Below are 25078 nucleotides of genomic sequence, written 5' to 3' on the forward strand. Positions count from 1 at the left end.
GCACCACGGGTGCCCGAAGCCCCCGCCGTCGTCATGAGCAGACCTGGCCGTCCTTCGGGACCGTGCCCCGCAGCAGATACGCGTTCACGGCGGAGTCGACGCAGTCGCTCCCGCTCCCGTACGCACCGTGCCCCTCGCCCTTCCAGGTGAGCATCACGCCTACGCCCTTGCCCAGTTCGTCCGCCATCCTCCGGGTGCCCTCGTAGGGCGTCGCCGGGTCGCCGGTGTTGCCGACCAGCAGGATCGGTGCCGCACCCGCCGCACTGACCTCCGGGGAGTCGTACTGCCCAGGCACCGGCCAGTCGTGGCACCAGCCGGCTGTGTCCCAGCCGAGCATCGGACCGAACACGGGTGAGACCTTCTCGAACCTCGGCAGCAGCTTCCTGGTCTCCCCGACCGTCGGGCGCTGCTTGTCGTCCAGGCACGATATGACCCGGTGGGAGTGGGTCCCCGTGCCGTAGCGGCCCGACGCGTCGCGGTCGTTGTAGTCGTCGGCGAGCGCCAGCAGTTCCGAACCGTCGCCCTGCTCGGCCGCCTTCAGGGCGCTGGTCAGCGTCGGCCAGCTCGCCTCGCTGTACAACGGCCTGATGATGCCGGTGAGCGCGAGCGACTCCGTGAGCTCGCGGTCGGACGCTGCGGGCAGCGGCTTCGCGTCGATCCGCCGGAGCAGGTCCACGATCTTCCGCGTGCCCTCTTCGGCGCCCTGGCCGGTCGACTTCAGGTAGTTGTTCAGCGCCCGCTGAAAGCCCCTGGCCTGGTTCTCGGCGTGGCCCACCGCGTCGGCGCCGGGGTCGACGACCGCGTCCAGGATGAGTCGTCCCACGTTCTTCGGGAACAAGTGGGCGTAGACACCGCCGAGTTCGGTGCCGTAGGAGATGCCGAAGTAGTGCATCTTCGGGTCGCCGAGGACCTGGCGCATCAGGTCCATGTCGCGGGCGGTGTCGGTCGTCGACACATGCGCCATCAGTGTGCCCTCGGACTTCTCGCAGCCCTTGCCGAAGTCGGCGGCATCCCGGAAGTACGCCGTTTCCTCGGCCGGGGTGTCCGGTGTGATGTCCACGGACTCGGCGGCCTGGATCTCCTCGTCGCCGCGGCAGCGCACACCCTCACTGGCGCCCACGCCGCGCGGGTCCCAGCTCACCAGGTCGTACCGCTCGCCCAGTTCGGAGGCGTTGGTGGCGTACCACGGCATCGTGGACAGCCCCGAGCCGCCGGGCCCGCCGAAGTTGAAGAAGAGCGAACCGATGCGGTCGTCGCCCTTGGCCTTGGCGCGGATCAGCGCGAGGTCGATCGTCCTGCCGTCGGGTTCCGCCCAGTCCAGCGGTGCCTTGAGTGTCGCGCACTGCCACTCGTCGCCGGGCGCGGGGGAGTCGGCGGTGGCCTTGCAGCCGCCCCAGTCGAGCTTCTGCGAGGTCAGCGAGGACGGCAGCGGGGCCGCCGGACCATCGGAGCCCGCCGTGGAACTCGGCCCGCTCGTCCTGTCACCTGTCTCCGCCTCGTCGGACGAGCCTCCGCTGCACCCCGTCGCCAACAGCGCGGCGGCGGCCGCCACGGCCGTCCACCGTACGAAACGCGTCATGTCGCTTCCCCCCTCGCAAGCCGTCCGCGCTGTGCCGCGGATGGCAGTCAGGCCATAGTAGGCGGATCACGATCCGCCCGTCGGAGCCTGTGGATAACTCTCTGACCTGCGGTTTTCTGCGCGTGGACCCGGTATCGGGCCCGGCATTCCCTCAGCCGCACACGGTGCCTGCCGCCGGCACCTTCCCGTCCAGCAGATATCCGTTCACCGCGTCCTGCACGCACTTGTTCTGGCTGGTGTACGCGCCGTGCCCCTGACCCTTGTACGTCAGCTCGACACCCACCCCGTCGCCCAGCGCCTGCACCATCCTCCGCGCGCCCTCGTACGGCGTGGCCGGGTCGCCCGTGTTGCCCACGACGAGGATCGGCGCCGAGCCGGGTGCGCTGACGTCGGGATGCTCGGCGGCGCCCGCCACCGGCCAGTCGGTGCAGCTGAGCAGGGACCAGGCGAAGGCATCGCCGAACAGGGGCGAGGCGGCCCGGAATTCCGGCACCTTCCGCTCCACGTACCCGGGCGTGTACCGCGGCTTGTCGTCGGCGCAATTGATCGAGATGTTGGCGGCGGCGATGTTGCTGTACTCGCCGTTCTCACTGCGCCCGTTCAGCGAGTCCGACAACAGCATCAGGACCCTGCCGTTGCCGTCGTACGCCTGCTCCAGCCCCTGGGTGAGTGCCTGCCACAACTCCTGCGAGTACATCGCCTGCGCGATGCCGTTGGTCGCGGCGCTCTGCGTCAGTTCACGCGGGAAGATGCCCTCGATCGGCTTGCTGTCGAGGTCCTTCAGCAGCTTCGCCATACGGTCCTTGACGTCCTGCGCGGTGTCGCCGATCGGGCAGTCCCCGGTCCTGGAGACACAGTCCTCGGCGAAGTTGTCGAGTGCCAGCTGAAAGCCCTTGACCTGGGCGAGCGAGCTCTGCTCGGAGTCCAGTGTCGGATCGACCACGGCGTCGAAGACCGCGCGGCCCACGTTCTTCGGGAACAAGTGGGCGTAGACACCGCCGAGTTCGGTGCCGTAGGAGATGCCGAAGTAGTGCAGCTTGTCGTCGCCGAGGACCTGCCGCATCAGGTCCATGTCGCGTGCCGCGTCGGTGGTGCGCACATGCGGCAGCATCCCGTCGGAGTTCTCCTCGCACGCGTCGTTGAAGTCCTTGGTGCTGTCCAGCAGTTCCGTTCGTTCGGCGGCGTCGTCGGGCGTCGTGTCCTGCTGGAAGTAGGCGTCGAGCTGCTGGTCGTCCTCGCACAGCACAGGCCGGCTGCGACCCACCCCGCGCGGGTCGAAGCTCACCAGGTCGTAGCGGGTGCGCAGCTTCTCGTAGCGGTCGCCGAAGGAGGGCAGCGTGGTGACGCCCGAGGCGCCGGGGCCGCCGAAGTTGAAGATCAGCGAGCCGATGCGCCGGTCCTCGTCGCCGGTGCTCCTCACCCGGATCAGGTCGATGCCGATCGTGTCGCCCTCGGGCTCGTCCCAGTCCCGGGGCGCCTTCATGGTGGCGCAACTCCAGGTGCCGTCGTCCGGGAGCGGCGAAGGGCTGCCCCCGCCGCCCTGCGCCTGGGAAGGCGCCGGGCAGTCCTTCCAGTTCAGCTCCTGGGCCGTCAGGTCCTCGTCGCCGGAGTCGTCGTCGCTGCAACCCGCCAGCAGACAGGACAGCAGCACGGCGGTGGCGGTCAGGGCAGCGGCGCGCATCCGGGCAGGCTTCGGCATGCTCCCATCCTGCGGTCGTACGGGGTGGGGCGCTCGGGGCACGGTCCGTACGAGCGACGACGCCGCACCTTCCGTGTCCCCTGCAAACGTACGGCGCCTCGCGCTACAGCGAGCCCTTGCGGGTCAGGTGGTTGAAGGCCAGCCAGCCCGGCAGCACCGGCAGCCACAGCGTGAGCAGACGGAACAGGAGCACCGCGGGCGCGGCGACCTCGCTCTGCAGGCCCACCGCGATCAGACCGACGGTCAGGGTCGCCTCCACGGCGCCCACACCGCCCGGGGTCGGGGCGGCGGAGCCGAGCGCGTTGCCCGCGAGGAAGACGACGGCCACACTGGCGATGCTGAGCGAGGTGCCCTCGCTGCCGAACGCCCTGATGGACGCGTCCAGGCACATCACGAAGCAGGCGGTCAGCAGCAGCATGCCGCCGATGCCGGTGATCAGCTTCTGCGGCCGCTGGAGCACGTCGAGCATGCGCGGCACGACACCCGCGAACAGCGACCTCACGCGCGTGACGACGAATTTCCGCAGGAACGGCACCGACGTCACCACCAGCACCAGCACCGCCACCGTCAGCAGACCCGCGATCACGGTCCGGGACGGCGACAGCGACGGTGTCTTCTCGGTGCCCGTCAGATAGCCGAAGGACAGCAGCATCAGGATGTGGCAGCCGAGCCCGAACAGCTGCGACGCGCCGACGCTCGCCACCGCGAGCCCCGGGCGCACTCCCGCGCGCTGCAGGAAGCGCGTGTTCAGGGCGACACCGCCGACCGCGGCCGGCGCGACGATCTTCACGAACGACCCGGCGACCTGCGCGGCCACGGTCCGCCGGAACGGCACCCGCTCGGGCACGAACCCCAGCAGCGCCATCGCCGCCGCGAAGTAGCTGCACGCCGAGAACAGCACGGCCGCGGCCACCCAGCCCCACTGGGCGTTCGCCACGAGTGGGCCGAACTCGATGTGCGTGAGCTGCGTCAGCAGGAAGTACGCGCCGATGGCACCGGCGATGAAACTGATCAGCGTGCGCGGCCGCACCCGCTCCAGACGGGCCGGCTCGACCGGGGCCTGCGGCCTGATCCGCAGCACCTCGTGGCGGATCTGGGTGAGCAGATCCTCCTCGCGTGCCTCGTCAAGGGCCTCGTCGATGGCCCGCTTCTCGGCCCGCGCCTGCGCCCGTACGGTCTTCTTGTCCGGCTTGTCGAGCGCCGGGGCGGTCTCGCTGGGGGCTTCCTCGCTGCGGGCGTGCTTCGCGTGCTTGGACGCCTCCAGCACCGCGTCCCGCTCGCGCTGGGCCCGCTCTCGGGCCAGTCTGCGCAGCGTCGCGCGCGTGGAGCGGCTCAGCGCGATGGGCTGGAGCATCGGCAGACAGTCGGCCACGGCGTCGGGGCCGAGCACGCTCACCGCGGTGGCCACCGCGCGCTCGGCGCCGACGCGCAGGCCGAGCGTCACCAGCAACTGGGAGATGTCCATTCGCAGCAGCAGCGTGTTGGCGGCGATCTCACCGATCCGCAGATCTGTGATGATCACCTTGCCGGAACGATCCACCAGAATCGCGTCACCCACGAGCCTGCGATGCGCGATGCGCCGCGACTGCAACGCCTTGACCTGGCGCCAGGTGCCGCGCAGCAGGTCGTCGGTGATCTCCTCGTCCGACAGCGAGTCCAGGGTGTGCCCGCCGGTGTGCTCGTAGACCAGCATCACGGCGTCCGGGCCGAGCTCGGAGGTGGCGATCAGCTTGGGCGCGTTGGCACCGGCCGCGATGGCCGCGTACGCGAGCAGCGCCTCCTGCTCCAGGGCCTGGCGCAGCGACTGCAGGCTGCTGCGGGTGGCGAAGCCGCGCAGGGTGAGATTGCGCCACGCGCGATAGAAGAACCCCTGTGCCTGCTGCTCACGGTCGACCACGGTCACGTCGAGCGGTGGGCCGTCCTCCAGGGTGACGAAATAGCGCCGGCCGCGGTCGGTGGTCTCCTGGGTCTCGGAGAGCTCCTCGCGGGCCGCGCTCACCGGGCGGAAGCCGACGTGCCTGAGGCCCGCCATCAGCGTCCGGCCGGTGGGACGGACGTTGGGCGAGCCGACCGCGTACAGCGTGCCGTAGGCGACGGTCCAGCCGATCAGCAGCGTCAGGATGATCGAGAACGGCGTGGTGTAGCCGGTGACCAGCATGGAGAAGGCGTACAGGACCAGGACCGCCCACAGGACCGCACGCCAGCGGGGTCTGCGGGACATGCCGACGGCCGTCATGTAGGCGATGACCGGCGCGAGATAGCCGTGCACCGGGTCGGTGAGGGAGCCGACGTCTCCGGGGGAGGGCTGGGTGAGCGCGTCCCGGATGGACTCCGGTGCGGCCCGCGCGACCCACAGGTCGGTGGCGAGTGTCACACCGTGCGCGAGGACCGCCGCGAGTACGCCGTCGGCGATGCGCAGCCCGTCCCGCTTGATCAGCCGTTCGATCGCGAAGGCGACCGGCACCAGCAGGATCGCGATGCTGGACACCAGCCCGGCCATCTTGCTGAACACGTCGGGCGCCTGTCCGGTGCCCTTGTTGATGTCCTGTTCCAGGCCCGAGGTGGTGCCGTGCGCGAACGCGGCGATCGCGAGCAGCAGCGCGATGCCGAGCACGCCCACCAGGAGCCGCATCAGGTCGGAGGGACGGTGCACGCGCGCGGGGAGCAGTGGTTCGTCGCCCTCGACCTCGTCGACGTGCGCGTCCTCGAGCTCCAGGTCGTACGCGGCCTTCCCCTCGACGGCCTTGCGGCCCGTGTCGTTGGGGTCGGCGGCCTTCCTGGCCTCGTCCTTCCTGGGCTCGTCCTTCCCGCCTTCGTCGCTCTCGCGGGTGTCCTTCTCGCCGGTGTCCTTCTTGTCGGCGTTCACGGTGCCGGGGCGCGACGAAGCGTCAGAGGTGCTCTCCGTGTCATCCGGGTGCGCACCCTGCTGCTTCATCGTCTCTTCTTGATCTCGTATCACCAGTCACCGCCCGCACGATGGTGGCATGCCCCACCGACACACGGGGGCATCAGGGTGCAAATGCGGGGGCGCACAGTCTGCCCGAAGCGCCGCCTCAGGGCGAGGGATACGCACAGTGGCGGGCACGTCACATTGTCGGTGGGGTGGGGCAGGATGGGGCGGATGAGTGAGGAGAGCCTTCCGTACGGCGCCCGTCAGGCCCACGACGACACCCGTGCGGAGTATGCGCAGGCGCTGCCGGAGTACGCCGAGAGGGTCCTCGAGGTCGCCGAGCTGATCCCGCCGGGGCGCGTCATGACGTACGGGGACGTCGCCGAGTGGCTGGAGGAGGGCGGCCCGCGGCAGGTGGGCCGTGTGATGGCCCTCTACGGGGGAGCGGTTCCCTGGTGGCGGGTGGTCCGCGCGGACGGGGCCCTGCTGCCCGGCCACGAGCTGAGAGCACTGGATCACTACCGCGCGGAGGGCACGCCCCTGAAGGAGGCGAGCAGAGCCGCCGAGGGCCACCTCCCGCGGCTCGACATGAAGCGCGCGAGGTGGGACGGCGGCGAACGCGCACAGGGTCACACCTGACAGCTTCCGCCATCGGACGGCCCGCCGTGTGACCTGTGATCCGTACGGGGGAAACAGGGCACGTCCGTGGCATGACGTACGTTCGTGAGTCGAGGGACGCACGAGCCACGAGTGCCCCGAGGGATGAATCGGAAGCCCTGCTTCCGCACCGTGCCTCGGCGTAGCGTCGGCTGCACGTGCCCCCCTCACCCCGCGGCCACCGCCCACCACACGCGAGGGGCGGCCCACCCGTCACCCGACCACCACTCCTCGACGACGGCGCTCCGCGCCGGCCATGACACTTCGCACACCCACCAGGACCGGCGAACCACGTGAGCTCCTCTTCCTCCACCAGGCGCCTGTCGCACCCTCAGGGTCGACAGGGGACCCGTGGCGCTTACCGGCTGGTGCGTACCCCTGCGGTGCGAGTGGCTCCCCCTCGTCTGGACGCCGCACAACGCGCTGTGGTTGACCACGGCGCCGGTCCGATGCTCGTCCTCGCAGGTCCGGGCACCGGCAAGACGACCACGCTGGTCGAGTCGGTGGCGGCGCGCATCGACCGCGGCGGGGACCCCGAGCGCATCCTGGTGCTGACGTTCAGCCGCAAGGCCGCGGTGGAGCTGCGCGACCGCATGGCCCTGCGCATAGGGGCGGCACGCGCGCCCCAGGCGACCACATTCCACTCGTTCTGCTACGCCCTGGTCCGCGCCCACCAGGACAGCGACCTGTTCGTGGAGCCGCTACGGCTGCTGTCCGGCCCCGAGCAGGACGTGACCGTCCGGGAGTTGCTCGCGGGCCAGCCGGACCTGGAGCGGCTCGGCCTCGCCCATGTGCGCTGGCCGGACGAACTGCGCGCCTGCCTCACCACCCGGGGCTTCGCCGACGAGGTCCGCGCGGTCCTCGCCCGCAGCCGCGAGCTGGGCCTCGGCCCCGACGCCCTGGACGCCTTCGCCCGCCGCATCGGCCGCCCCGACTGGCGTGCGGCGGCCTCCTTCCTCGCCGAGTACCTCGACGTGCTCGACCTGCAAGGAGTGCTCGACTACGCCGAACTGGTCCACCGCGCGGTCCTCCTCGCCCGCCGCCCCGAGGCCGCCGAACGGCTCGCCGCGCGGTACGACGCCGTCTACGTCGACGAGTACCAGGACACCGACCCGGCGCAGGTACGCCTCCTGCACGCCCTCGCCGGCGGCCGCACCCTGGTCGCGTTCGGCGACCCCGACCAGTCGATCTACACGTTCCGCGGCGCCGACGTGAACGGCATCCTGGAGTTCCCGCACGCCTTCCCGCGCGTGGACGGCCGGCCCGCGCCCGTCGAGGTCCTGCGCACCTCCCGACGCTCCGGCGCCGGCCTGCTGGCCGCGACCCGGCTGCTGACCCAGCGCATGCCCCTCACCCGGCTCCCCGCGGAAAAGGTCCGCGCCCACCGCGACCTCGCCCCGGCCCGCGAGGGCGGGCACGTCGAGGTCTTCACCTACCCGACACCCGGCACCGAACTGGACAACATCGCCGACATCCTCCGCCGCGCCCACCTGGAGGACGGCGTCGCCTGGAGCGACATGGCCGTCCTGGTGCGCGCGGGGTCACGCACGATCCCGACGGTACGGCGGGCTCTGACGGCCGCCGGGGTGCCACTGGACATCGACGGCGACGACCTGCCCTTGCGACACGAGCCGGCGGTGGCGCCATTGCTGACGGCGCTGCGGGCGGTGGCCATGGCCGAGGCGCAGTCTGCGCGGGGTGGGAGCGAGGTGGGTACCGGGGGAGTGGCGGACGTCGAGGGCGACGCTTTGGACGACGGGGCGGGAGCTGGGGGCGGGGTCCCGGCCGGCTCCGCGGGTGTCGCGAGCGGAGTCCTGGCCGACTCAACAAATGCCGAGAGCAGGGCCTTGGCGGACCCGTCGGATGGCGGGAGGGGCGCGCGAGCCGACTCTCCGGATGCCGAGAGCGGAGCACCGGCCGTATCCCCGGAAGTCGGGGACAACGGCTCTGCGGACCAGCCGGAAGCCGGGGACGACGGCTCTGAGGACCGGCCGGAACCTGACGGTGACGCCTCGTCCGACCGGCCGGACCAAAAGGGCGACGCCTCCGCCCACCGACCCGAACCGGACGACCGTGGCCCCGAGGAGCGGCCCCAGCCAGAAGACGACGCCCCGGTCGACCGGCCCGACCCCGGTGCCTCCTGGCTCGACACCGAGACCGCCCTCACCCTGCTCGCCTCCCCCCTCGCCGGCATGGACGCCGCCGATCTGCGCCGCCTGGGACGAGCCCTGCGTGAGGAGGAGCGGGCCGCGGGCAACGCGCTGCCGCCGCCCTCGGACGAGCTGCTCGCGCGGGCGCTGGCCGAGCCTGAGCGGCTGGCGGTGCACGACCCCACGTACGCGCGTGGCGCCCAGCGGCTCGGCGCACTGCTGCGCAAGGCCCGTGAGCGCCTGGCGGGCGGCGGTACGGCCGAGGAGGCGCTGTGGGACCTGTGGGACGGCACTCCCTGGCCGACGCGTCTGGAGCGCACCGCCCGCCGCGGCGGCGCGGCCGGGCGCAACGCCGACCGGGACCTGGACGCCGTATGCGCGCTGTTCGCGACGGCCGCCCGCGCGGAGGAGCGCACCGGCGGCCGGGGCACCCTGAACTTCCTGGAGGAGATCGACGCCGAGGACATCGCCGCCGACACCCTCACGCGGCGTGCCGTACGCCCCGACGCCGTACGCCTGATGACCGCGCACCGCTCCAAGGGCCTCGAATGGCGCCTGGTCGTCGTCGCGGGCGTCCAGGAGGGACTGTGGCCGGACCTGCGCCGCCGCGGCTCCCTCCTGGAGGCCGACCGCATCGGCCGCGACGGGCTCGCCGAACCGCTCACCCCGGGGGCGCTCCTGGCGGAGGAGCGCCGCCTGTTCTACGTCGCCGCCACGCGCGCGCGTGACCGTCTCGTCGTCACGGCGGTGAAGGCCCCGGCCGACGACGGAGACCAGCCTTCCCGCTTCCTGACGGAACTCGGTGTGGAACCGAGGGATGTGACGGGCCGCCCGCGCCGCCCGCTGTCCGTCGCCGCGCTCGTCGCCGAACTGAGGGCGACCACGGTCGACCCGCGCGTGTCGGACACTCTCCGGGAGGCCGCCGCCCGCCGACTGGCCCGGCTCGCCGCACTCGCCGACGAGGACGGCCGTCCGCTGGTCCCCGCCGCGCATCCCTACCGCTGGTGGGGCATGTTCGAGCCGACCGAGTCGAAGGTACCGCTGCGCAGCCGCGACCAGCCCGTCGTGCTCTCCGGAAGCGCCCTGGACCAGCTCGCCAACACCTGCGCCCTGCAGTGGTTCCTGGGCCGCGAGGTGAAGGCCGACGCGCCCGCCACCGCCGCACAGGGCTTCGGCAACGTGGTGCACGTCCTCGCAGACGAGGTCGCTTCCGGGCACACCCCGGCCGATCTCGCGGTCCTCATGGAACGCCTCGACTCCGTGTGGAACGCGCTCGCCTTCGACGCGCCCTGGAAGTCGGCGCAGGAGAAGGACAACGCGCGCGTGGCGCTCGAACGCTTCCTGAAGTGGCACGTCATGGACCGCGCGGGACGCACCCCGGTGGCCAGCGAGCACGACTTCGACGTGACTCTGGGGGCCGGCGACTTCGAGGTGCGCATCCGCGGCCAGATGGACCGCGTCGAGACCGACGGCGAAGGACGCGCCTACGTCGTCGACTTCAAGACGGGCAAGCAGACACCCAGCGCGGCCGAGGTGGCCCGCCACCCGCAGCTCGCCGTCTACCAGCTCGCCGTCCGCGAGGGCGCCGTCGACGACGCCTTCGACGGCGTGCCCCCCGAGCCCGGCGGTGCCGAACTAGTTCAACTGCGCCAGGGCGCCGCCAAGCGGGACGGCGGCGAGACGCTGCCCAAGGTGCAGGGGCAGGAGCCCCTGGAGGGGCCGGAGGGGGAGTGGGTCGGCGAGCTGCTGGCCACGGCGGCAGGCAAGGTCCTCGACGAACGGTTCGCACCCAGCACCGGACAACACTGCACACACTGCGCGTTCCGGGCGTCGTGCAGCGCACGGCCCGAAGGGCGGCATGTGGTCGAGTAAGTCCTTGGCGGGACCGGCGTGATGGATCGCACCACATGTGTTGACCTGCGCTTATCCCGGCCCGAGGGGCTGCCCGGCATCGAGTGTCAGTGCCCGCCGCTAGCCTCTCCGATGTGTCCACCCCTATCACCGATCCCGAGCAGCTCAAGGAGCTCCTCGGCATCCCGTTCACCCCGGAGCAGACGGCCTGCATCACCGCGCCGCCCGCCCCGCAGGTGATCGTGGCCGGAGCCGGGTCGGGCAAGACGACGGTGATGGCGGCCCGCGTGGTGTGGCTGGTCGGCACCGGCCAGGTCGCCCCGGAACAGGTCCTCGGCCTGACCTTCACCAACAAGGCCGCCGGTGAACTCGCCGAACGCGTCCGCAAGGCACTCGTCAAGGCCGGCGTCACCGATCCCGACGTCATCGACCCGGACAATCCGCCCGGCGAACCGGTGATCTCCACTTACCACGCCTTCGCGGGCCGGCTGCTGACCGACCACGGCCTGCGCATCGGCCTCGAACCGACCTCCCGCCTCCTCGCCGACGCCACCCGCTACCAACTCGCCGCGCGCGTACTGCGCGAAGCCCCCGGCCCCTACCCGGCCCTCACCCGCTCCTTCGCCGACCTCGTCAGCGACCTCCTCAACCTCGACGCCGAACTCGCCGAACACCTCGTGAGGCCCGAGTCCCTGCGCGCGCACGACGCCGAACTGCTGCTCACCCTTCAGAGCGCCAAGCTCACCAACGCCGATCTGCGCAAGGTCCCCGAGGCGGCGGCGGCCCGCCGTGAACTCGCCGAACTCGTGATCCGCTACCGCGCCGCCAAACGCGAACGGGACCTGCTCGACTTCGGCGACCAGATCGCCCTGTCGGCACAGCTCGCGGGGATCCCCGAAGTCGGCCGCATCCTGCGCGACGAATTCCGCGTGGTCCTCCTGGACGAGTACCAGGACACCTCCGTCGCCCAACGTGTCCTGCTGGCAGGCCTGTTCGGCGACGGCACCGGCCACCCCGTGACGGCCGTCGGCGACCCCTGCCAGGCCATCTACGGCTGGCGCGGCGCCTCCGTCGCCAACCTCGACGACTTCCCCGAGCACTTCGCCCACACCGACGGCCGCCCCGCCACCCGCCAGGCCCTCAGCGAGAACCGCCGCAGCGGCGGCCGCCTCCTCGACCTCGCCAACGGCCTCGCGGAGCCCCTGCGCGCCATGCACGCGGGCGTGGAGGCCCTGCGCCCGGCCCCCGGAGCCGAACGCGACGGCACCGTCCGCTGCGCCCTCCTGCCCACCCACGCCGACGAGATCGACTGGCTCGCCGACTCCGTCGCCCACCTCGTGAACACCGGCAAGGCACCCGGCGAGATCGCCGTCCTGTGCCGCACCGCGACCGACTTCGCCGAGATCCAGGGCGCGCTCGTCGCCCGCGACGTCCCCGTCGAGGTGGTCGGCCTGTCCGGGCTGCTGCACCTGCCCGAGATCGCCGACCTGGTCGCCGTCTGCGAGGTCCTCCAGGACCCCGGCGCCAACGCCTCCCTGGTCCGCCTCCTCACCGGCCCGCGCTGGCGCATCGGCCCCCGCGACCTCGCCCTCCTGGGACGCCGCGCCCGCCTGCTGGTGTCCCACGCGCGCGTGGACGGCGACGACGACCCCGACCGCCGCCTCGCCGAGGCCGTCGAGGGGGTCGACCCCGCCGAGGTCATCTCACTGGCGGACGCCCTCGACACGTTCCTGGAGACGCCGCTGGACGGCGAAGGGGATGACGACGGTCTGCCCTTCTCGCCGGACGCGCGCGTGCGCTTCGCCCGCCTCGCCACCGAACTGCGCGACCTGCGCCGCTCCCTGTCCGACCCGCTGATGGACGTACTGCACCGCGTCCTCGCCGTCACCGGCCTGGAAGTCGAACTGTCGGCCTCCCCGCACGCCCTGGCCGCCCGCCGCCGCGAGACCCTGTCCAACTTCCTCGACGTCGCCGCCTCCTTCGCCGCCGGGGACAACGAGGCGACCCTCCTGGCCTTCCTCGCCTTCCTGCGCACCGCCGCCCAGTACGAGAAGGGCCTCGACAACGCCCTCCCCGGCGGCGAGAACACCGTCAAGGTGCTCACCGCGCACAAGTCCAAAGGCCTGGAGTGGGACGTCGTCGCCGTCCCCGGCCTGGTCACCGGCACCTTCCCCAGCACCCAGGGCCGCGAGAAGTGGACCGCCCAGGCCAAGGTGCTCCCGCACGAGCTGCGCGGCGACGCCGACACCCTCCCCGACGTCGCCTCCTGGGACTCCCGCGGCCTGAAGGCCTTCCAGGAGGACATGAAGGACCACCAGCACACCGAGGAACTCCGCCTCGGCTACGTCACCTTCACCCGCCCCCGCTCCCTGCTCCTCGGCTCAGGCCACTGGTGGGGCCCCACCCAGAAGAAGCGCCGGGGCCCCTCCGACTTCCTCAAGGACCTCTACGAGCACTGCGCGGCCGGGTACGGCGAGATCGAGGCATGGGCGGACGAACCGGCCGAGGACGCGGAGAACCCCGCCCTGCACCGCGAGACCGCCGACCAGGTGTGGCCCCTGCCCCTGGACGCGGCCGCGCTGGCCCGCCGCCGCGCGGCCGCCGAGACCGTCCTGGCCCACCTGGACAACCTCGACTCCCACGACGACGGCCGGCCCACCGCGACACACGACCCGGACACGTACGACGACCCGGAATGGCCCCCGCCACCGGACGACGACGAGGCGTTCACGCAGGATCCGTACGACCAAGACGCCCCCTTCGCCGACGAGCAGGACGGCCCCCACACGAGCGCGCCCTCCGACGAGGACACCGACGACTGGGACTCCTGGACCACCGACCGCCCAGGACCGACACCGGCCATCCCGCACCAGACCGCACCCCACACGCGTCCCCACCCCACGGACCCGGCCCCCCTCACCCCGGAGGAGGCCCGCACCATCGACTCCTGGGACCGCGACCTCGACGCCCTCACCGGAGAACTCCTGCGGGCCCGCGCGAGCGTCACCGACGTCCCCCTGCCCGCGTCACTGACCGCCTCCCAGCTGCTGCGCCTGGCCGCCGACCCGGACCGATTCGCGCAGGAACTCGCGCGCCCCATGCCACGCCCCCCACAACCCGCCGCACGTCGAGGCACCCGATTCCACGCCTGGGTGGAGGCCCGCTTCGAAGAGCTGACGCTGCCCATGCTGGAACCCGACGACCTCCCCGGCAGCGAGACCGAGATCGCCGACGAACGCGACCTCCAGGCCCTCAAGGACGCCTTCGAACGCAGCGACTACGCCCACCGCACGCCGTACCGGGTCGAGGCCCCGTTCCAGCTGGCGATCGCCGGCCGCGTCGTCAGGGGCCGTATCGACGCCGTCTACAAGGAAGGCGACGGCGCGGAAGTCACGTACGAGATCGTCGACTGGAAGACCAACCGCACCCGCACCGCCGACCCGCTCCAGCTCGCCCTGTACCGGCTCGCCTGGGCCGAGCAACAGGGCGTACCCCTGGAATCCGTCGACGCCGCGTTCCTGTACGTCCGCAGCGGCGAGGTCGTGCGCCCGGACCGCCTTCCGGGCCGGGCGGCACTGGAACGGCTGCTGACCGAGGGGTCGTATTCCGAGGCGGACTGTGAGGAACCGCCCACCGAGGATGTCGGTGCGGGCCGATAGGCTCGTGACCATGAGCCAGACCCCGGACAGCGCCGTCCGTACGTACATCGAGCAGCACCGCGCCACCTTCCTCGACGACCTCGCAGAATGGCTGCGCATCCCCTCCGTGTCGGCCCAGCCCGACCACGCGCCCGACGTACGCCGCAGCGCCGACTGGCTCGCCGCCAAACTCAAGGAGACCGGCTTCCCGACCGCCGAGGTCTGGCCCACGCCGGGCGCCCCCGCCGTCTTCGCCGAGTGGCCCTCCGACGACCCCGAGGCACCCACCGTCCTCGTCTACGGCCACCACGACGTGCAGCCCGCCGCCCGCGAGGACGGCTGGGACAGCGACCCATTCGAGCCCGTCGTCCACGACGGCCGCCTCTACGCGCGCGGGGCAGCCGACGACAAGGGCCAAGTGTTCTTCCACACACTCGGCGTCCGCACCCACCTCGCCACCACCGGCCGCACCACCCCGGCCGTCAACCTCAAGCTGCTGATCGAGGGCGAGGAGGAATCCAGCTCCCCGCACTTCCGCGCCCTCGTCGAGGAGCAAGCCGAGCGGCTCGCGGCCGACGCCGTGATCGTGTCCGACACCGGCATGTGGTCCGAGGACACCCCCACCGTGTGCACCGGCATGCGCGGCCTCGCCGAATGCGAGATCCAGCTCTACGGCCCCGACCAGGACATCCACTCCGGATCCTTCGGCGGCGCCGTCCCCAACCCGGCGACCGCCGCCGCCCGCCTCGTCGCCGCCCTGCACGACGAACACGCACGCGTGGCGATCCCCGGCTTCTACGACGGCATCGTCGAACTGACCGACCGTGAGCGGGAACTCTTCGCCGAGCTGCCCTTCGACGAAGCGCAATGGCTGCGCACCGCCAAGTCCCACGCCACCCACGGTGAGGCCGGCCACACCACCCTGGAGCGCATCTGGGCCCGCCCCACCGCCGAGGTCAACGGCATCGGAGGCGGCTACCAAGGCCCCGGCAGCAAGACGATCATCCCGTCCTCCGCCATGGTGAAGATCTCCTTCCGGCTCGTCGCCGGACAGGACCCCGAGCACATCGAGAAGGCCGTCCGCGCCTGGGCCGCCGACCGGATACCCGCCGGGATCCGCAGCGAGATGACGTTCAGCGGGGCCACACGCCCCTGTCTGACCCCACTGGACCACCCGGCCCTGAAGTCCGTCGCACACGCCATGAGCCGCGCCTTCGAAAAGCCCGTCCGCTTCACCCGCGAGGGCGGCTCCGGACCCGCCACCGACCTCCAGGACGTCCTCGACGCACCCGTGCTCTTCCTCGGCATCTCCGTCCCCTCCGACGGCTGGCACGCACCCAACGAGAAGGTCGAGCTCGACCTTCTCCTCAAAGGCGTCGAAACCGCCGCCTACCTGTGGAGCGACCTGGCCGCGAACTGGCGCCATGCACCCTGAGCCACCCCGGCCGCCCGGAGGGGCATCGCGCGCGGGGCACACTGAAACCGCCGCCCCCGCGCCGCCGAGCCCAGCCGCCCCCGGTCGCCTCCCGTCCCACGTCCCGCCGATCCGCCCGCCGAAGCACACCGTTCCACTGGGGGAGTTGGAAGCACCCGTGACCACCTGGACCGACCACACCGCCGACCGACCCATCTCGCTCACCGCCCCCAGCGGCATCGACCGCGCCGCCCACCACCGGCTCGACGAAGCCTGGCTCGCAGCGGCATGGAGCCACCCCACGACCCGCTGCTTCGTGGTCTCCGGCGGCCAGGTCCTCATCGACGAGACAGCGGACGGACGCACCGAACTCGTCACGACCCCCTCCTTCGAAGCTCCCCTCACCGAGGCACACCGCTACTTCCTCGGCATCGACGAAGACGGCGTCAGCTACTTCGCCCTCCAGAAGGACGCGCTGCCCGGCCGCATCGACCAGTCCGCGCGTGCCGCCGGCCTGCGCGAAGCGGGCCTGCTGCTGTCACCACGCGACGCGGGCCTCATGGTGCACGCCGTTGGCCTGGAGAACTGGCAGCGCACCCACCGCTTCTGCTCCCGCTGCGGCGAGCGCACCGTCATCGCCGCGGCCGGCCACATCCGCCGCTGCCCCGCCTGCGGCGCCGAGCACTACCCGCGCACCGACCCCGCCGTGATCATGGCCGTCACCGACGAGGACGACCGCATCCTCCTCGGCCGCCAGGTCCACTGGCCCGAAGGCCGCTTCTCCACCCTCGCCGGCTTCGTCGAGCCCGGCGAATCCATCGAGCAGACCGTGCGCCGCGAGGTCTTCGAAGAAGCCGGGATCACCGTCGGCCAGGTCGAGTACGTCGCCAGCCAGCCCTGGCCCTTCCCGTCCAGCCTCATGCTGGGCTTCATGGCCCAGGCCACCTCCACCGAGGTCGAGGTCGACGGCGACGAGATCCACGAAGCCCGCTGGTTCTCCCGCGAGGAACTGGGCGCCGCCTTCGAATCCGGCGAAGTCCTGCCGCCCTACGGCATCTCGATCGCGGCCCGTCTGATCGAACGCTGGTACGGCAAACCACTGCCGACCCGCAGCGTCTGAGCAGCAACGCGAAAGGTGGCCGCCCCCGACCGGGGGCGGCCACCTTTCGCATGCGCGTCGATTCACACGCCGATCTTCTGCTTCACCTGAGCCAGCGACGGGTTCGTCAGCGTCGAACCATCGCCGAAAAGTACGGTCGGGACCGTCTGATTCCCGCCATTCGCCTTCTCGACGAACGCCGCGGACTCGGGGTCCTGCTCGATGTTGATCTCGGTGTACGCGATGCCCTCACGCTCCAGCTGCTTCTTCAGCCGCTGGCAGTAACCGCACCACGTGGTGCTGTACATCGTCACAGTGCCCTGCATGTCTCGCGCGCTCCTTGGATGGCTCGGGGGAACAGGTCGTCCGATCAAAGAACACACACGACCACGGCGCCATTCCCACCCGGGGTATGCCCGCCCACGTGACGCCTGCCGCATTAGTACGACTATCAGTGCCTGCCTGTGGACAACCAGCACAGCCGCCTCCCGCGACCTGGCAGCATGGCCGTGTGACAGCAGCAACGCACTCCACCCTCTTCCCGCAGGTACCGGACTCTGCCGACGCGGTGCTCGAAGGACTCGACCCCGAGCAGCGCGAAGTGGCGACCGCCCTGCACGGGCCGGTGTGCGTACTCGCGGGCGCAGGCACAGGCAAGACCCGAGCCATCACCCACCGCATCGCCTACGGAGTCCGAGCCGGCATCCTCCAGCCCTCCAGCGTGCTCGCCGTCACCTTCACCAACCGCGCCGCCGGAGAGATGCGCGGCCGACTGCGCCAGCTCGGCGCCGCCGGAGTCCAAGCCCGCACCTTCCACTCCGCCGCCCTACGCCAGCTCCAGTACTTCTGGCCGAAAGCAGTCGGCGGCTCCCTGCCCCGCCTCATCGACCGCAAGATCCAACTCGTCGCCGACGCAGCCGCCGCCTGCCACATCCGCCTCGACCGAGGCGAGCTCCGGGACGTCACCGCCGAGATCGAATGGTCCAAGGTCACCCAGACCATCCCCGCCGACTACCCGCTCACCACCACCAAAGCCGGCCGCGAAACCCCCCGCGACCCCGCCGAGATCGCCCAGATCTACAACGTCTACGAAGACCTCAAGCGCGACCGCTCCGTCATCGACTTCGAAGACGTCCTCCTGCTCACCGTCGGCATCCTCCAGGACCGCCACGACATCGCCGACCAGGTCCGCTCCCAGTACCAACACTTCGTCGTCGACGAATACCAGGACGTCAGCCCACTCCAGCAACGCCTGCTGGAACTCTGGCTCGGCAACCGGGACAACCTCTGCGTGGTCGGCGACGCCAGCCAGACGATCTACTCCTTCACAGGAGCAACCCCCGACCACCTGCTCGACTTCCGCACCCGACACCCCGGCGCCACCGTCGTCAAACTCGTCCGCGACTACCGCTCCACCCCCCAGGTCGTCCACCTCGCCAACGGCCTGCTCGCCCAGGCCAGCGGCCGCGCCGCCGACCACCGCCTGGAACTGATCTCCCAACGCGACGCAGGCCCAGAACCCCTCTACACCGAATACACCGACGAACCCGCCGAAGCCGAAGGCGCCGCCCGCCGCATCAGGGAACTCATCGCCTCCGGCATCCCCGCCGGCGAGATCGCCATCCTGTTCCGCACCAACTCCCAGTCCGAGACCTACGAGCAGGCCCTCGCCGACGCGGGCGTCCCCTACCAGCTGCGCGGCGCCGAGCGCTTCTTCGACCGCCCCGAAGTGCGCAAAGCCAGCATCGCCCTGCGCGGCGCCGCCCGCTTCGGCGGCAACGACACCCTCCTCGACGACGCCGTGGACCTGCCCTCACAAGTACGTGCCGTGCTGTCGGGAGAGGGCTGGACAACCCAGCCACCCGCCGGCTCCGGAGCCGTCAGAGAGCGCTGGGAATCCCTGGCGGCCCTGGTCAACCTCGCCCAGGACTTCACCACCGCCAAACCCGGCGCCACCCTCGCCGACCTCGTCGCGGAACTCGACGAACGAGCGAACGCCCAGCACGCCCCGACCGTCCAGGGCGTCACCCTCGCCTCCCTGCACTCGGCCAAGGGCCTCGAATGGGACGTCGTCTTCCTGGTCGGCGTCGCCGAAGGCATGATGCCGATCACCTACGCAAAGACCGACGAACAGATCGAGGAAGAACGCCGCCTCCTCTACGTCGGAGTCACCCGCGCCCGCCGCCACCTCCACGTCTCCTGGTCACTCAGCCGCGCACCCGGCGGCCGCCCCAACCGCCGCCCCAGCCGCTTCCTCGACGGACTGCGCCCCGGCTCGACCGCCACCGTGGGACGCAGCGCGGCAGCAGGCACCGGAAGCGTCGAACGCGGCTTCACCAGCAGACCCGACACCGCCCCCAGACGAACCCAGCGCACCCCGGCCCGCTGCCGCGTCTGCGGGCGCACCCTCACCGACGCCGGTGAGATGAAGCTGATGCGCTGCGAGGACTGCCCCTCCGACATGGACGAGGGCCTCTACGAACGACTCCGCGAATGGCGCGGCGTCCAGGCCAGGCTCAGCGGACAACCGGACTTCTGCGTCTTCACGGACAGAACCCTGATGGCCATCGCCGAGGCGGAGCCGACCAGTCCGGTTGAGCTGTCCCGCATCCCAGGAGTCCTCAAGCGAAAGCTCGACCACTACGGAGCCGAAGTCCTCGCCATCTGCGCAGGTCAGGAGCTTGAGGACGGCTCCGGCGGGGAATGACACGAACTCGTCGAAAAAATAGTTTGCGCATGCCCCAGCAATCCCCATAGGTTCTTAGCCACGGGAACGGAGGCCTTCTCGGAGGCCCCAATTCCGTGTTCTACTTACATACCCGTCGGACTGGCTCACCCCAGTCCCCCAAGACGCCGAGAGGAGGCGAGTCCAGTGATCAGCATCAACAGCAGCTCCATCAGCACCGTCAAAATGACCGATCGCTCGGTCGTCGCCTCCCTGTGCATGCTCGGCGCCTCGAACCAGGGCACCGGTCTGTCCGGCATCCGTGCCGTCCGCCCGGCCTCCGCCCTGTCCCTCGCAGACCTTCCCGTCCGCGAGCGCAATGAGCGACCGACCAAGGCACTGGAAGCGGCAGTAACGGCAAAGGCGCAGGCCTATGCCTTTACGGCGACCGGTGCCGGAAACCGGAAGCAGACGAAGCAGCACCACCAGATGTGGGCCTTCCGTGGGCCAGAACCCTGGAGTGATCCAGCCTGACAGTCGATCAGGCCGGCGCCTTCAGGGCCGCGGAACCCCATCCGGGATCCGCGGCCCTTCTGTTTGTCCTCCCACAGGGACAACGGAGCGAAGGGGCCTCGGGACAAAAGAATCCGGTACCAGCCGCCACCCGGCCCAACAGGGCCGGAACGAACAGACGAGGAAGACGAACCGTGCAACTCGAAGCGCACGCCCCGTCCGTACCGCCCTCAGACGCGATCCCCAAGCCCGGCCTCACGGAGGACTCCACCTTGACCCCGCTCACTGCGCTCACCGCGCTCGACGACGCCATCGAGAACCTCGGCGTACCCGTCCCCTGCCGCTCCTACGACCCGGAGGTCTTCTTCGCCGAGTCGCCGGCGGACGTCGAGTACGCCAAGTCCCTCTGCCGCACCTGCCCGCTGATCGAGGCCTGCCTCGCCGGCGCCAAGGAGCGGCGTGAGCCCTGGGGCGTCTGGGGTGGCGAGCTGTTCGTCCAGGGTGTCGTCGTCGCCCGGAAGCGGCCGCGTGGCCGCCCGCGCAAGAACCCGGTCACGGCATGAACACCGCAGGCACGATCGACCGTCCCCTAACGCACGACCCCCAGAAGCAGGCCCCGATGAAGCCGTCCACCCACGAACTCGCAGGCTCCGCGCCTGAAGACTTCACCACCAGTGGCGCCAACACCTCGCGCCAGAACAGGAACCGAGAGATGCAACTCATCCAAGAAGCCCTCGCCCGTGCGCATATGCACGAGCGACAGCACGAGGCCGAGCGGGAACGCCGGGCCCTGCGCCTGGCGACCGCTCGCCGAATGCAGCGCCGGGCCGAACGCGCCTCGCTGCGCGCCCGCCGCGCGCTCGCCATGGCGGTCATGCAGTAACCACCCCGGCCACCATCCGGTTGCCTCCCGACCCGGGAGGCGATAGCTCCCCGCGGGGGCCGGTCCGTAGGAACGGACCGGCCCCCGCGGTGCGTTGTGCCCGCCGAACCCAGAGCGGCGGAGGTATCGTCACCGAGTGACGAGTCTTCCCGGAGGCAGTGACAACGGCGACTCCGCCCCAGCCCCGGAGCCCCAGCTCCTCGTGTGCGCCCGCTGCGGCGCCCAGGCCAAGGCCCCACAGCCCACCTGGACCTACTCCGTCGAGAACGGCACCCACCGCTACTTCTGCGACACCTGCTCCCGGGAGAACCTGAGGGCGATCGAGGGGCGGCTGGATTCGGCTTGGTGGTAAGGCGGGGCGATAACTCCTCGTCGGGGGGGGGCTCCCCCCCCCGCCCCCTCCCCCCCCGTCCCTCCCGTCGCGCAGCCAGCGTCGGCTCAGGCCTCCGCCGCCGAGCCCTCCTCGTCCGTCGGCTCTTCCGGTACGAATCCGGGGAGCCACTCCTCCAGTTCCTCGCGCAGCCGTACCGTCGCGCCCAGCTGGCACAGCACCCCGATCGTGCTCAGCGTCACCCGGTGGATGAGGAGATACGCCGGGGGCAGGTTGAGCTGTTTGCCCAGTTGGTAGGCGGGGGAGCGAGGGTCGGCCACCCGAGCGGCCTGGCTGCGCATCCAGCCGCGGGTGAAGGTGAACTCGTCGACCTGGGCCGGTTCGATGATCGGCAGCAGATAGTCCAGGACGGCGTCGGGGTCGAGGTCTATTGATTCCTTGACGAAGCCTTCGGCGCAGAGGAGTTCGTAGACGGAGTCCGCCTCGCCGTCCAGGGTCATGCGCAGGGAGTCGCCTATGGGGGTGGGTAGGCCGCCGGGGAGGCGGTCGACCGTGCCGAAGTCCAGGACGCCCAGGCGCCAGTCACCTTCGCCCTCCGGGTCGCCCGGCAGGAGGCGGAAGTTGCCCGGGTGCGGGTCGGCATGCAGCAGGCCTGTGCGGGCGGGGCCGGAGAAGAGGAAGCGGGCCAGGAGCTGGCCGGCGCGGTCGCGCTGTTCCTGGGTGCCGTCGGAGATCACCTCGGAGAGGGGGATGCCGTCGATCCACTCCGTGATCAGGATCTGCTCGCATTGGTGGACCACCGCGGGCACGACGACGTCCGGATCGTCGGTGAACTCGTCCGCGTGGGCCTGCTGGGCCTGCGCCTCCAAGGCGTAGTCCAGTTCCTCGGAGACGCGGTCCTTGAGTTCCGTGATGAGCGGCTTGATGTCCATGCCGGGAATCAGCGGACCCAGAAGTCGGGCGAAACGGCTCAGTTGGTTCAGGTCGGACAGGAGGGCCTCGCCGGCTCCTGGGTACTGCACCTTGACCGCCACCTCGCGGCCGTCGTGCCACACCCCGCGATGCACCTGGCCGATCGAGGCGGCCGCGGCCGGCTTGTCCTCGAACTCCTCGAAAAGGTCGTGCCAGTCCTCACCGAGCCGCTCCGCGAGCACGGAGTGCACGGTGCGGGTCGGCATCGGGGGTGCCGCCTCCTGGAGCTTGGTGAGTGCCGCGCGGTAGGGGCCGGCGATCTCCTCGGGCAGGGCCGATTCGAAGACGGACAGGGCCTGCCCGAACTTCATCGCGCCGCCCTTGAGCTCGCCGAGCACCTTGAACATCTGCTCCGCGGTGCGCTGCTGCAGCTCGCGGCCGACGAGCTCCGCGGACTCGCCGACGATCCGCTTGCCGAGTCCCCAGGTGGCCCGCCCGGCGAAGCCGAGCGGGAGCGCGGCGAGCTTGGCGGTACGGGTGACCGCCTTGCGGGGAAGATCAGACATGCGCCCTCCAGGTCCCAGCCAGCCGCTTCGCGTCTGCCTTACGGCGCAACTCCTTCGACGGCCGATGCTCTGCCATTGTCTCGTGCGACTCCTCCTCATCGGAGGGGTGTTCTCCCTCACCTTTCTCCGTGGCGCCGCACGGGCATGCGGGATGTGCCCATACCGGTCGGGCGTGCCAGGTCAGAGCGGGTAGGGACACCTCCCAGCGTGCACCCGCGCTCGATGGAAGCCGGCCGTCGAGGAAGGTGAGGGCGTGTGCGGCCGTCAGTCCGGCGACGGTGGTGGCCAGTGTGAGGTCGCAGGGCCGTACGTCGCGTGTCCTTGCCGTCCCCGAGCGCCACTGGGCGACCAGTCGGGGCCAGGCCGGGTCCCGGTCGGTGCGTCCTTCGTGCAGGCAGCCGGCGCAGGGGGTCTCGCCGGGCAGGACGAGCGGGCCGACCATGCCGGTTGCCTCGACGACACCGGCGTACAGGTGGGGTGTGCCGGAGGTGATGAGGGGTTCGGTCGCGGACGGTGAGGGGGCGTGCACGGCGACGTCGTCCCGGGGCGCGATGATCACCAGGGAGTGGCCGGTGCTTTCCTCGCCGAGGCGGGTGTGGCGGGTCCGGCGTGGTGGGCGGTCCGGGGCGCAGTGGCGTGCCGTCCGCCGCGCGGCCTCGTCCCTGCGGTCGCCGATCGCTTCGGCGGGCAGGCCGCCGGGTGTCACGTCCCATGGGTCGACCCGGCCGATGTCGCGCACGTCCACTTCGCCGACTCCTGCGGCCGACAGCAGTGAGGCCACCAGCGCGCCCACGCGGCCGGCTCCTCTCACCTGTACGCGCAGTGAGCGGCGGGCTGTGAGGCGGCTGATCGCCTCACCGGGTTCGGATGTGGTCAGGGACAGTGAGGCCAGGTCGGGGCGCAGTCGGTCGAGGGCCTCCTTCTTGCCTCGCAGGGTGTCGCCCGCGGGGCCGCCTCCTTTGGCGTCGTCCAGGAGGCCTGCTGATGCCAGTCGCCGCACCAGTGTGTCGACGTGACCGTCCGGCAGTTCCATGCGGCGGCCTTCTTCGCGCAACAGCTCCAGTCCGCGGGTGCCGTTGAGCAGGTCGAGGAAGCTGCCTGTCGCGGTGTCCATCGGGCCCAGGGTCAGCGCGTGTGCCGGAGTCATCCCGAACTGCACCGTATTGAGGTCGCGCCAGCCGCGCTTGAGTGCGGGCTTCATCAGCGGAGCTAGTGGAGCCGGCGGAGTCGGTGGCGATGGTGGTGTCGGCGGTGCCGTCGAACTCGGCGAAATGTCTGAAGCGTTGGCAGATGTCGCTTGCATGAGCTGGCCCCCGTAGCCGTCGTGGAACATCCCCGTGTGTCGGTGGAGCTTGGGCTCAGCTTCGCCGACGCATGCCAGCATGCCCGGAAGCGGCGGCCGGTGCCGAAAGTTGTCCACAGGCGGTGGATATTCGTCGTACAAATCAAACGCACGGTGGGGGATCGGGATCGAACCGTCCCGGAGTCGGGACTTCCCCCATGTGCAGCGGGTAACGTCGGGGCGTGTCCGCCGACCCACTGCACCGCGCCGGAACGCCACAGCGCAGTACGACGAGCCCGCCGCCGAGCGGCTCGGGGGCGAGCGCGATCGAGGTCCGCAGAAGCGCCCGGCGCCGCCGGACGGTCTCGGCGTACCGCGAGGGCGATCGTACTGTCGTGCTCATCCCTGCCCGGATGTCCGAGGCCGAGGAGCAGCGCTGGGTGAACGTCATGCTGGACAAGCTGGCGGCTCAGGAGAGCAAGCGGGTCCTCGGTGACGACGAACTGGCGGAGCGGGCCGAGCGGTTGTCGGACCAGTTCCTGGACGGTCGTGCCCGGCCCAATTCGGTGCGCTGGGTGACCAATCAGAACACGCGTTGGGGGTCGTGCACTCCGGCCGAGGGCAGTATTCGTCTTTCGCATCGGTTGCAGGGTATGCCCGAGTATGTCGTCGACTATGTGCTTCTGCATGAGTTGGCGCATCTCCTGGTGCCCGGGCACGGGCCCCGCTTCTGGCGGCTGCTGGAGGCCTATCCCCGTACCGAGCGGGCGAAGGGCTATCTCGAAGGGGTGGTCGCCGCCGAGCGCCTGCCGCATCTTCCCGGCGCGCGCGGAGAATGAGCAGCCCGAGAGCCGGGTTGTGTACCGGGTCTGTACCGGCTTCGTGCGATGTCCGAGTTTGCCGTTAGCCTGGCGCGACGCACTTACATTCGGGATGGGGGACGGTCGTT

17 protein-coding genes are annotated in these 25078 nt (G+C 71.0%); 11 read left to right on the forward strand and 6 right to left on the reverse strand.

Annotated elements, in window-relative coordinates; genetic code table 11:
* Positions 1–31: 31 nt before the first annotated feature.
* From IE325_RS10245 to IE325_RS10255, 3 genes are all read right to left on the reverse strand, one after another.
* Positions 32–1579, reverse strand: coding sequence for an alpha/beta hydrolase (locus IE325_RS10245; protein WP_190069474.1), 1548 nt, complete (start codon positions 1577–1579; stop codon positions 32–34).
* A gap of 151 nt (positions 1580–1730) precedes the next feature.
* Positions 1731–3278, reverse strand: a complete 1548-nt coding sequence (locus IE325_RS10250; protein ID WP_190069475.1) for an alpha/beta hydrolase — start codon at positions 3276–3278, stop codon at positions 1731–1733.
* 103 nt (positions 3279–3381) lie between these two features.
* The gene (locus tag IE325_RS10255; protein ID WP_190069476.1) at positions 3382–6213 is read right to left on the reverse strand and encodes a lysylphosphatidylglycerol synthase transmembrane domain-containing protein; all 2832 of its coding nucleotides are present in this window, start codon (positions 6211–6213) and stop codon (positions 3382–3384) included.
* Positions 6214–6399: 186 nt separating this feature from the next.
* On the opposite strand from IE325_RS10255, the gene IE325_RS10260 reads away from it, so the two are divergent.
* From IE325_RS10260 to nudC, 5 genes are all read left to right on the forward strand, one after another.
* Positions 6400–6807, forward strand: a complete 408-nt coding sequence (locus IE325_RS10260; RefSeq protein ID WP_308437647.1) for an MGMT family protein — start codon at positions 6400–6402, stop codon at positions 6805–6807.
* Between the two features lie 467 nt (positions 6808–7274).
* Positions 7275–10847 (forward strand): ATP-dependent helicase, encoded by a 3573-nt coding sequence (locus IE325_RS10265; protein WP_444546207.1) that lies wholly within the window; start codon positions 7275–7277, stop codon positions 10845–10847.
* Between the two features lie 113 nt (positions 10848–10960).
* Entirely contained in the window at positions 10961–14485 is a 3525-nt protein-coding gene (locus IE325_RS10270; protein WP_190069479.1) for an ATP-dependent helicase, read from the forward strand.
* A gap of 10 nt (positions 14486–14495) precedes the next feature.
* Positions 14496–15899 carry a dipeptidase gene (locus IE325_RS10275; protein WP_190069480.1) on the forward strand — a complete coding sequence of 468 codons (1404 nt, stop codon included), beginning with the start codon at positions 14496–14498 and terminating at the stop codon, positions 15897–15899.
* 157 nt (positions 15900–16056) lie between these two features.
* Positions 16057–16998: an NAD(+) diphosphatase gene (gene nudC, locus IE325_RS10280; protein WP_190069481.1), complete on the forward strand. Its 942-nt coding sequence runs from the start codon at positions 16057–16059 to the stop codon at positions 16996–16998.
* 62 nt (positions 16999–17060) lie between these two features.
* Here the strand turns inward: nudC and IE325_RS10285 are convergent, their stop codons facing one another.
* Positions 17061–17303: a mycoredoxin gene (locus tag IE325_RS10285; RefSeq protein WP_190069482.1), complete on the reverse strand. Its 243-nt coding sequence runs from the start codon at positions 17301–17303 to the stop codon at positions 17061–17063.
* 185 nt (positions 17304–17488) lie between these two features.
* On the opposite strand from IE325_RS10285, the gene IE325_RS10290 reads away from it, so the two are divergent.
* From IE325_RS10290 to IE325_RS10310, 5 genes are all read left to right on the forward strand, one after another.
* Positions 17489–19684 carry an ATP-dependent DNA helicase UvrD2 gene (locus IE325_RS10290; RefSeq protein WP_190069483.1) on the forward strand — a complete coding sequence of 732 codons (2196 nt, stop codon included), beginning with the start codon at positions 17489–17491 and terminating at the stop codon, positions 19682–19684.
* Positions 19685–19849: 165 nt separating this feature from the next.
* Complete coding sequence (locus IE325_RS10295) at positions 19850–20176, forward strand: hypothetical protein (protein ID WP_190069484.1); 327 nt, start codon at positions 19850–19852, stop codon at positions 20174–20176.
* Between the two features lie 173 nt (positions 20177–20349).
* The gene (locus IE325_RS10300) at positions 20350–20718 is read left to right on the forward strand and encodes a WhiB family transcriptional regulator (RefSeq protein ID WP_109496206.1); all 369 of its coding nucleotides are present in this window, start codon (positions 20350–20352) and stop codon (positions 20716–20718) included.
* Positions 20715–21038 (forward strand): putative WhiB-interacting protein, encoded by a 324-nt coding sequence (locus IE325_RS10305; RefSeq protein WP_190069485.1) that lies wholly within the window; start codon positions 20715–20717, stop codon positions 21036–21038. The genes IE325_RS10300 and IE325_RS10305 overlap by 4 nt, the downstream gene beginning before the upstream one ends.
* Before the next feature lie 136 nt (positions 21039–21174).
* The gene (locus IE325_RS10310; protein ID WP_190069486.1) at positions 21175–21390 is read left to right on the forward strand and encodes a hypothetical protein; all 216 of its coding nucleotides are present in this window, start codon (positions 21175–21177) and stop codon (positions 21388–21390) included.
* An 86-nt stretch (positions 21391–21476) separates the two neighbouring features.
* Here IE325_RS10310 and IE325_RS10315 read toward each other — a convergent pair whose 3' ends face one another.
* Both IE325_RS10315 and IE325_RS10320 read right to left on the reverse strand, forming a co-directional pair.
* A complete protein-coding gene (locus IE325_RS10315; protein WP_190069487.1) occupies positions 21477–22847 on the reverse strand; it encodes an ABC1 kinase family protein in 1371 nt (456 codons plus the stop codon).
* Positions 22840–24048 carry a TOMM precursor leader peptide-binding protein gene (locus IE325_RS10320; protein WP_190069488.1) on the reverse strand — a complete coding sequence of 403 codons (1209 nt, stop codon included), beginning with the start codon at positions 24046–24048 and terminating at the stop codon, positions 22840–22842. The genes IE325_RS10315 and IE325_RS10320 overlap by 8 nt, the downstream gene beginning before the upstream one ends.
* 323 nt (positions 24049–24371) lie before the next feature.
* On the opposite strand from IE325_RS10320, the gene IE325_RS10325 reads away from it, so the two are divergent.
* Positions 24372–24968, forward strand: a complete 597-nt coding sequence (locus IE325_RS10325) for a M48 metallopeptidase family protein (protein ID WP_190069489.1) — start codon at positions 24372–24374, stop codon at positions 24966–24968.
* The last annotated feature ends 110 nt before the right edge of the window (positions 24969–25078 follow it).

Source organism: Streptomyces lanatus (genome assembly GCF_014655715.1).
Classification (GTDB): domain Bacteria; phylum Actinomycetota; class Actinomycetes; order Streptomycetales; family Streptomycetaceae; genus Streptomyces; species Streptomyces lanatus.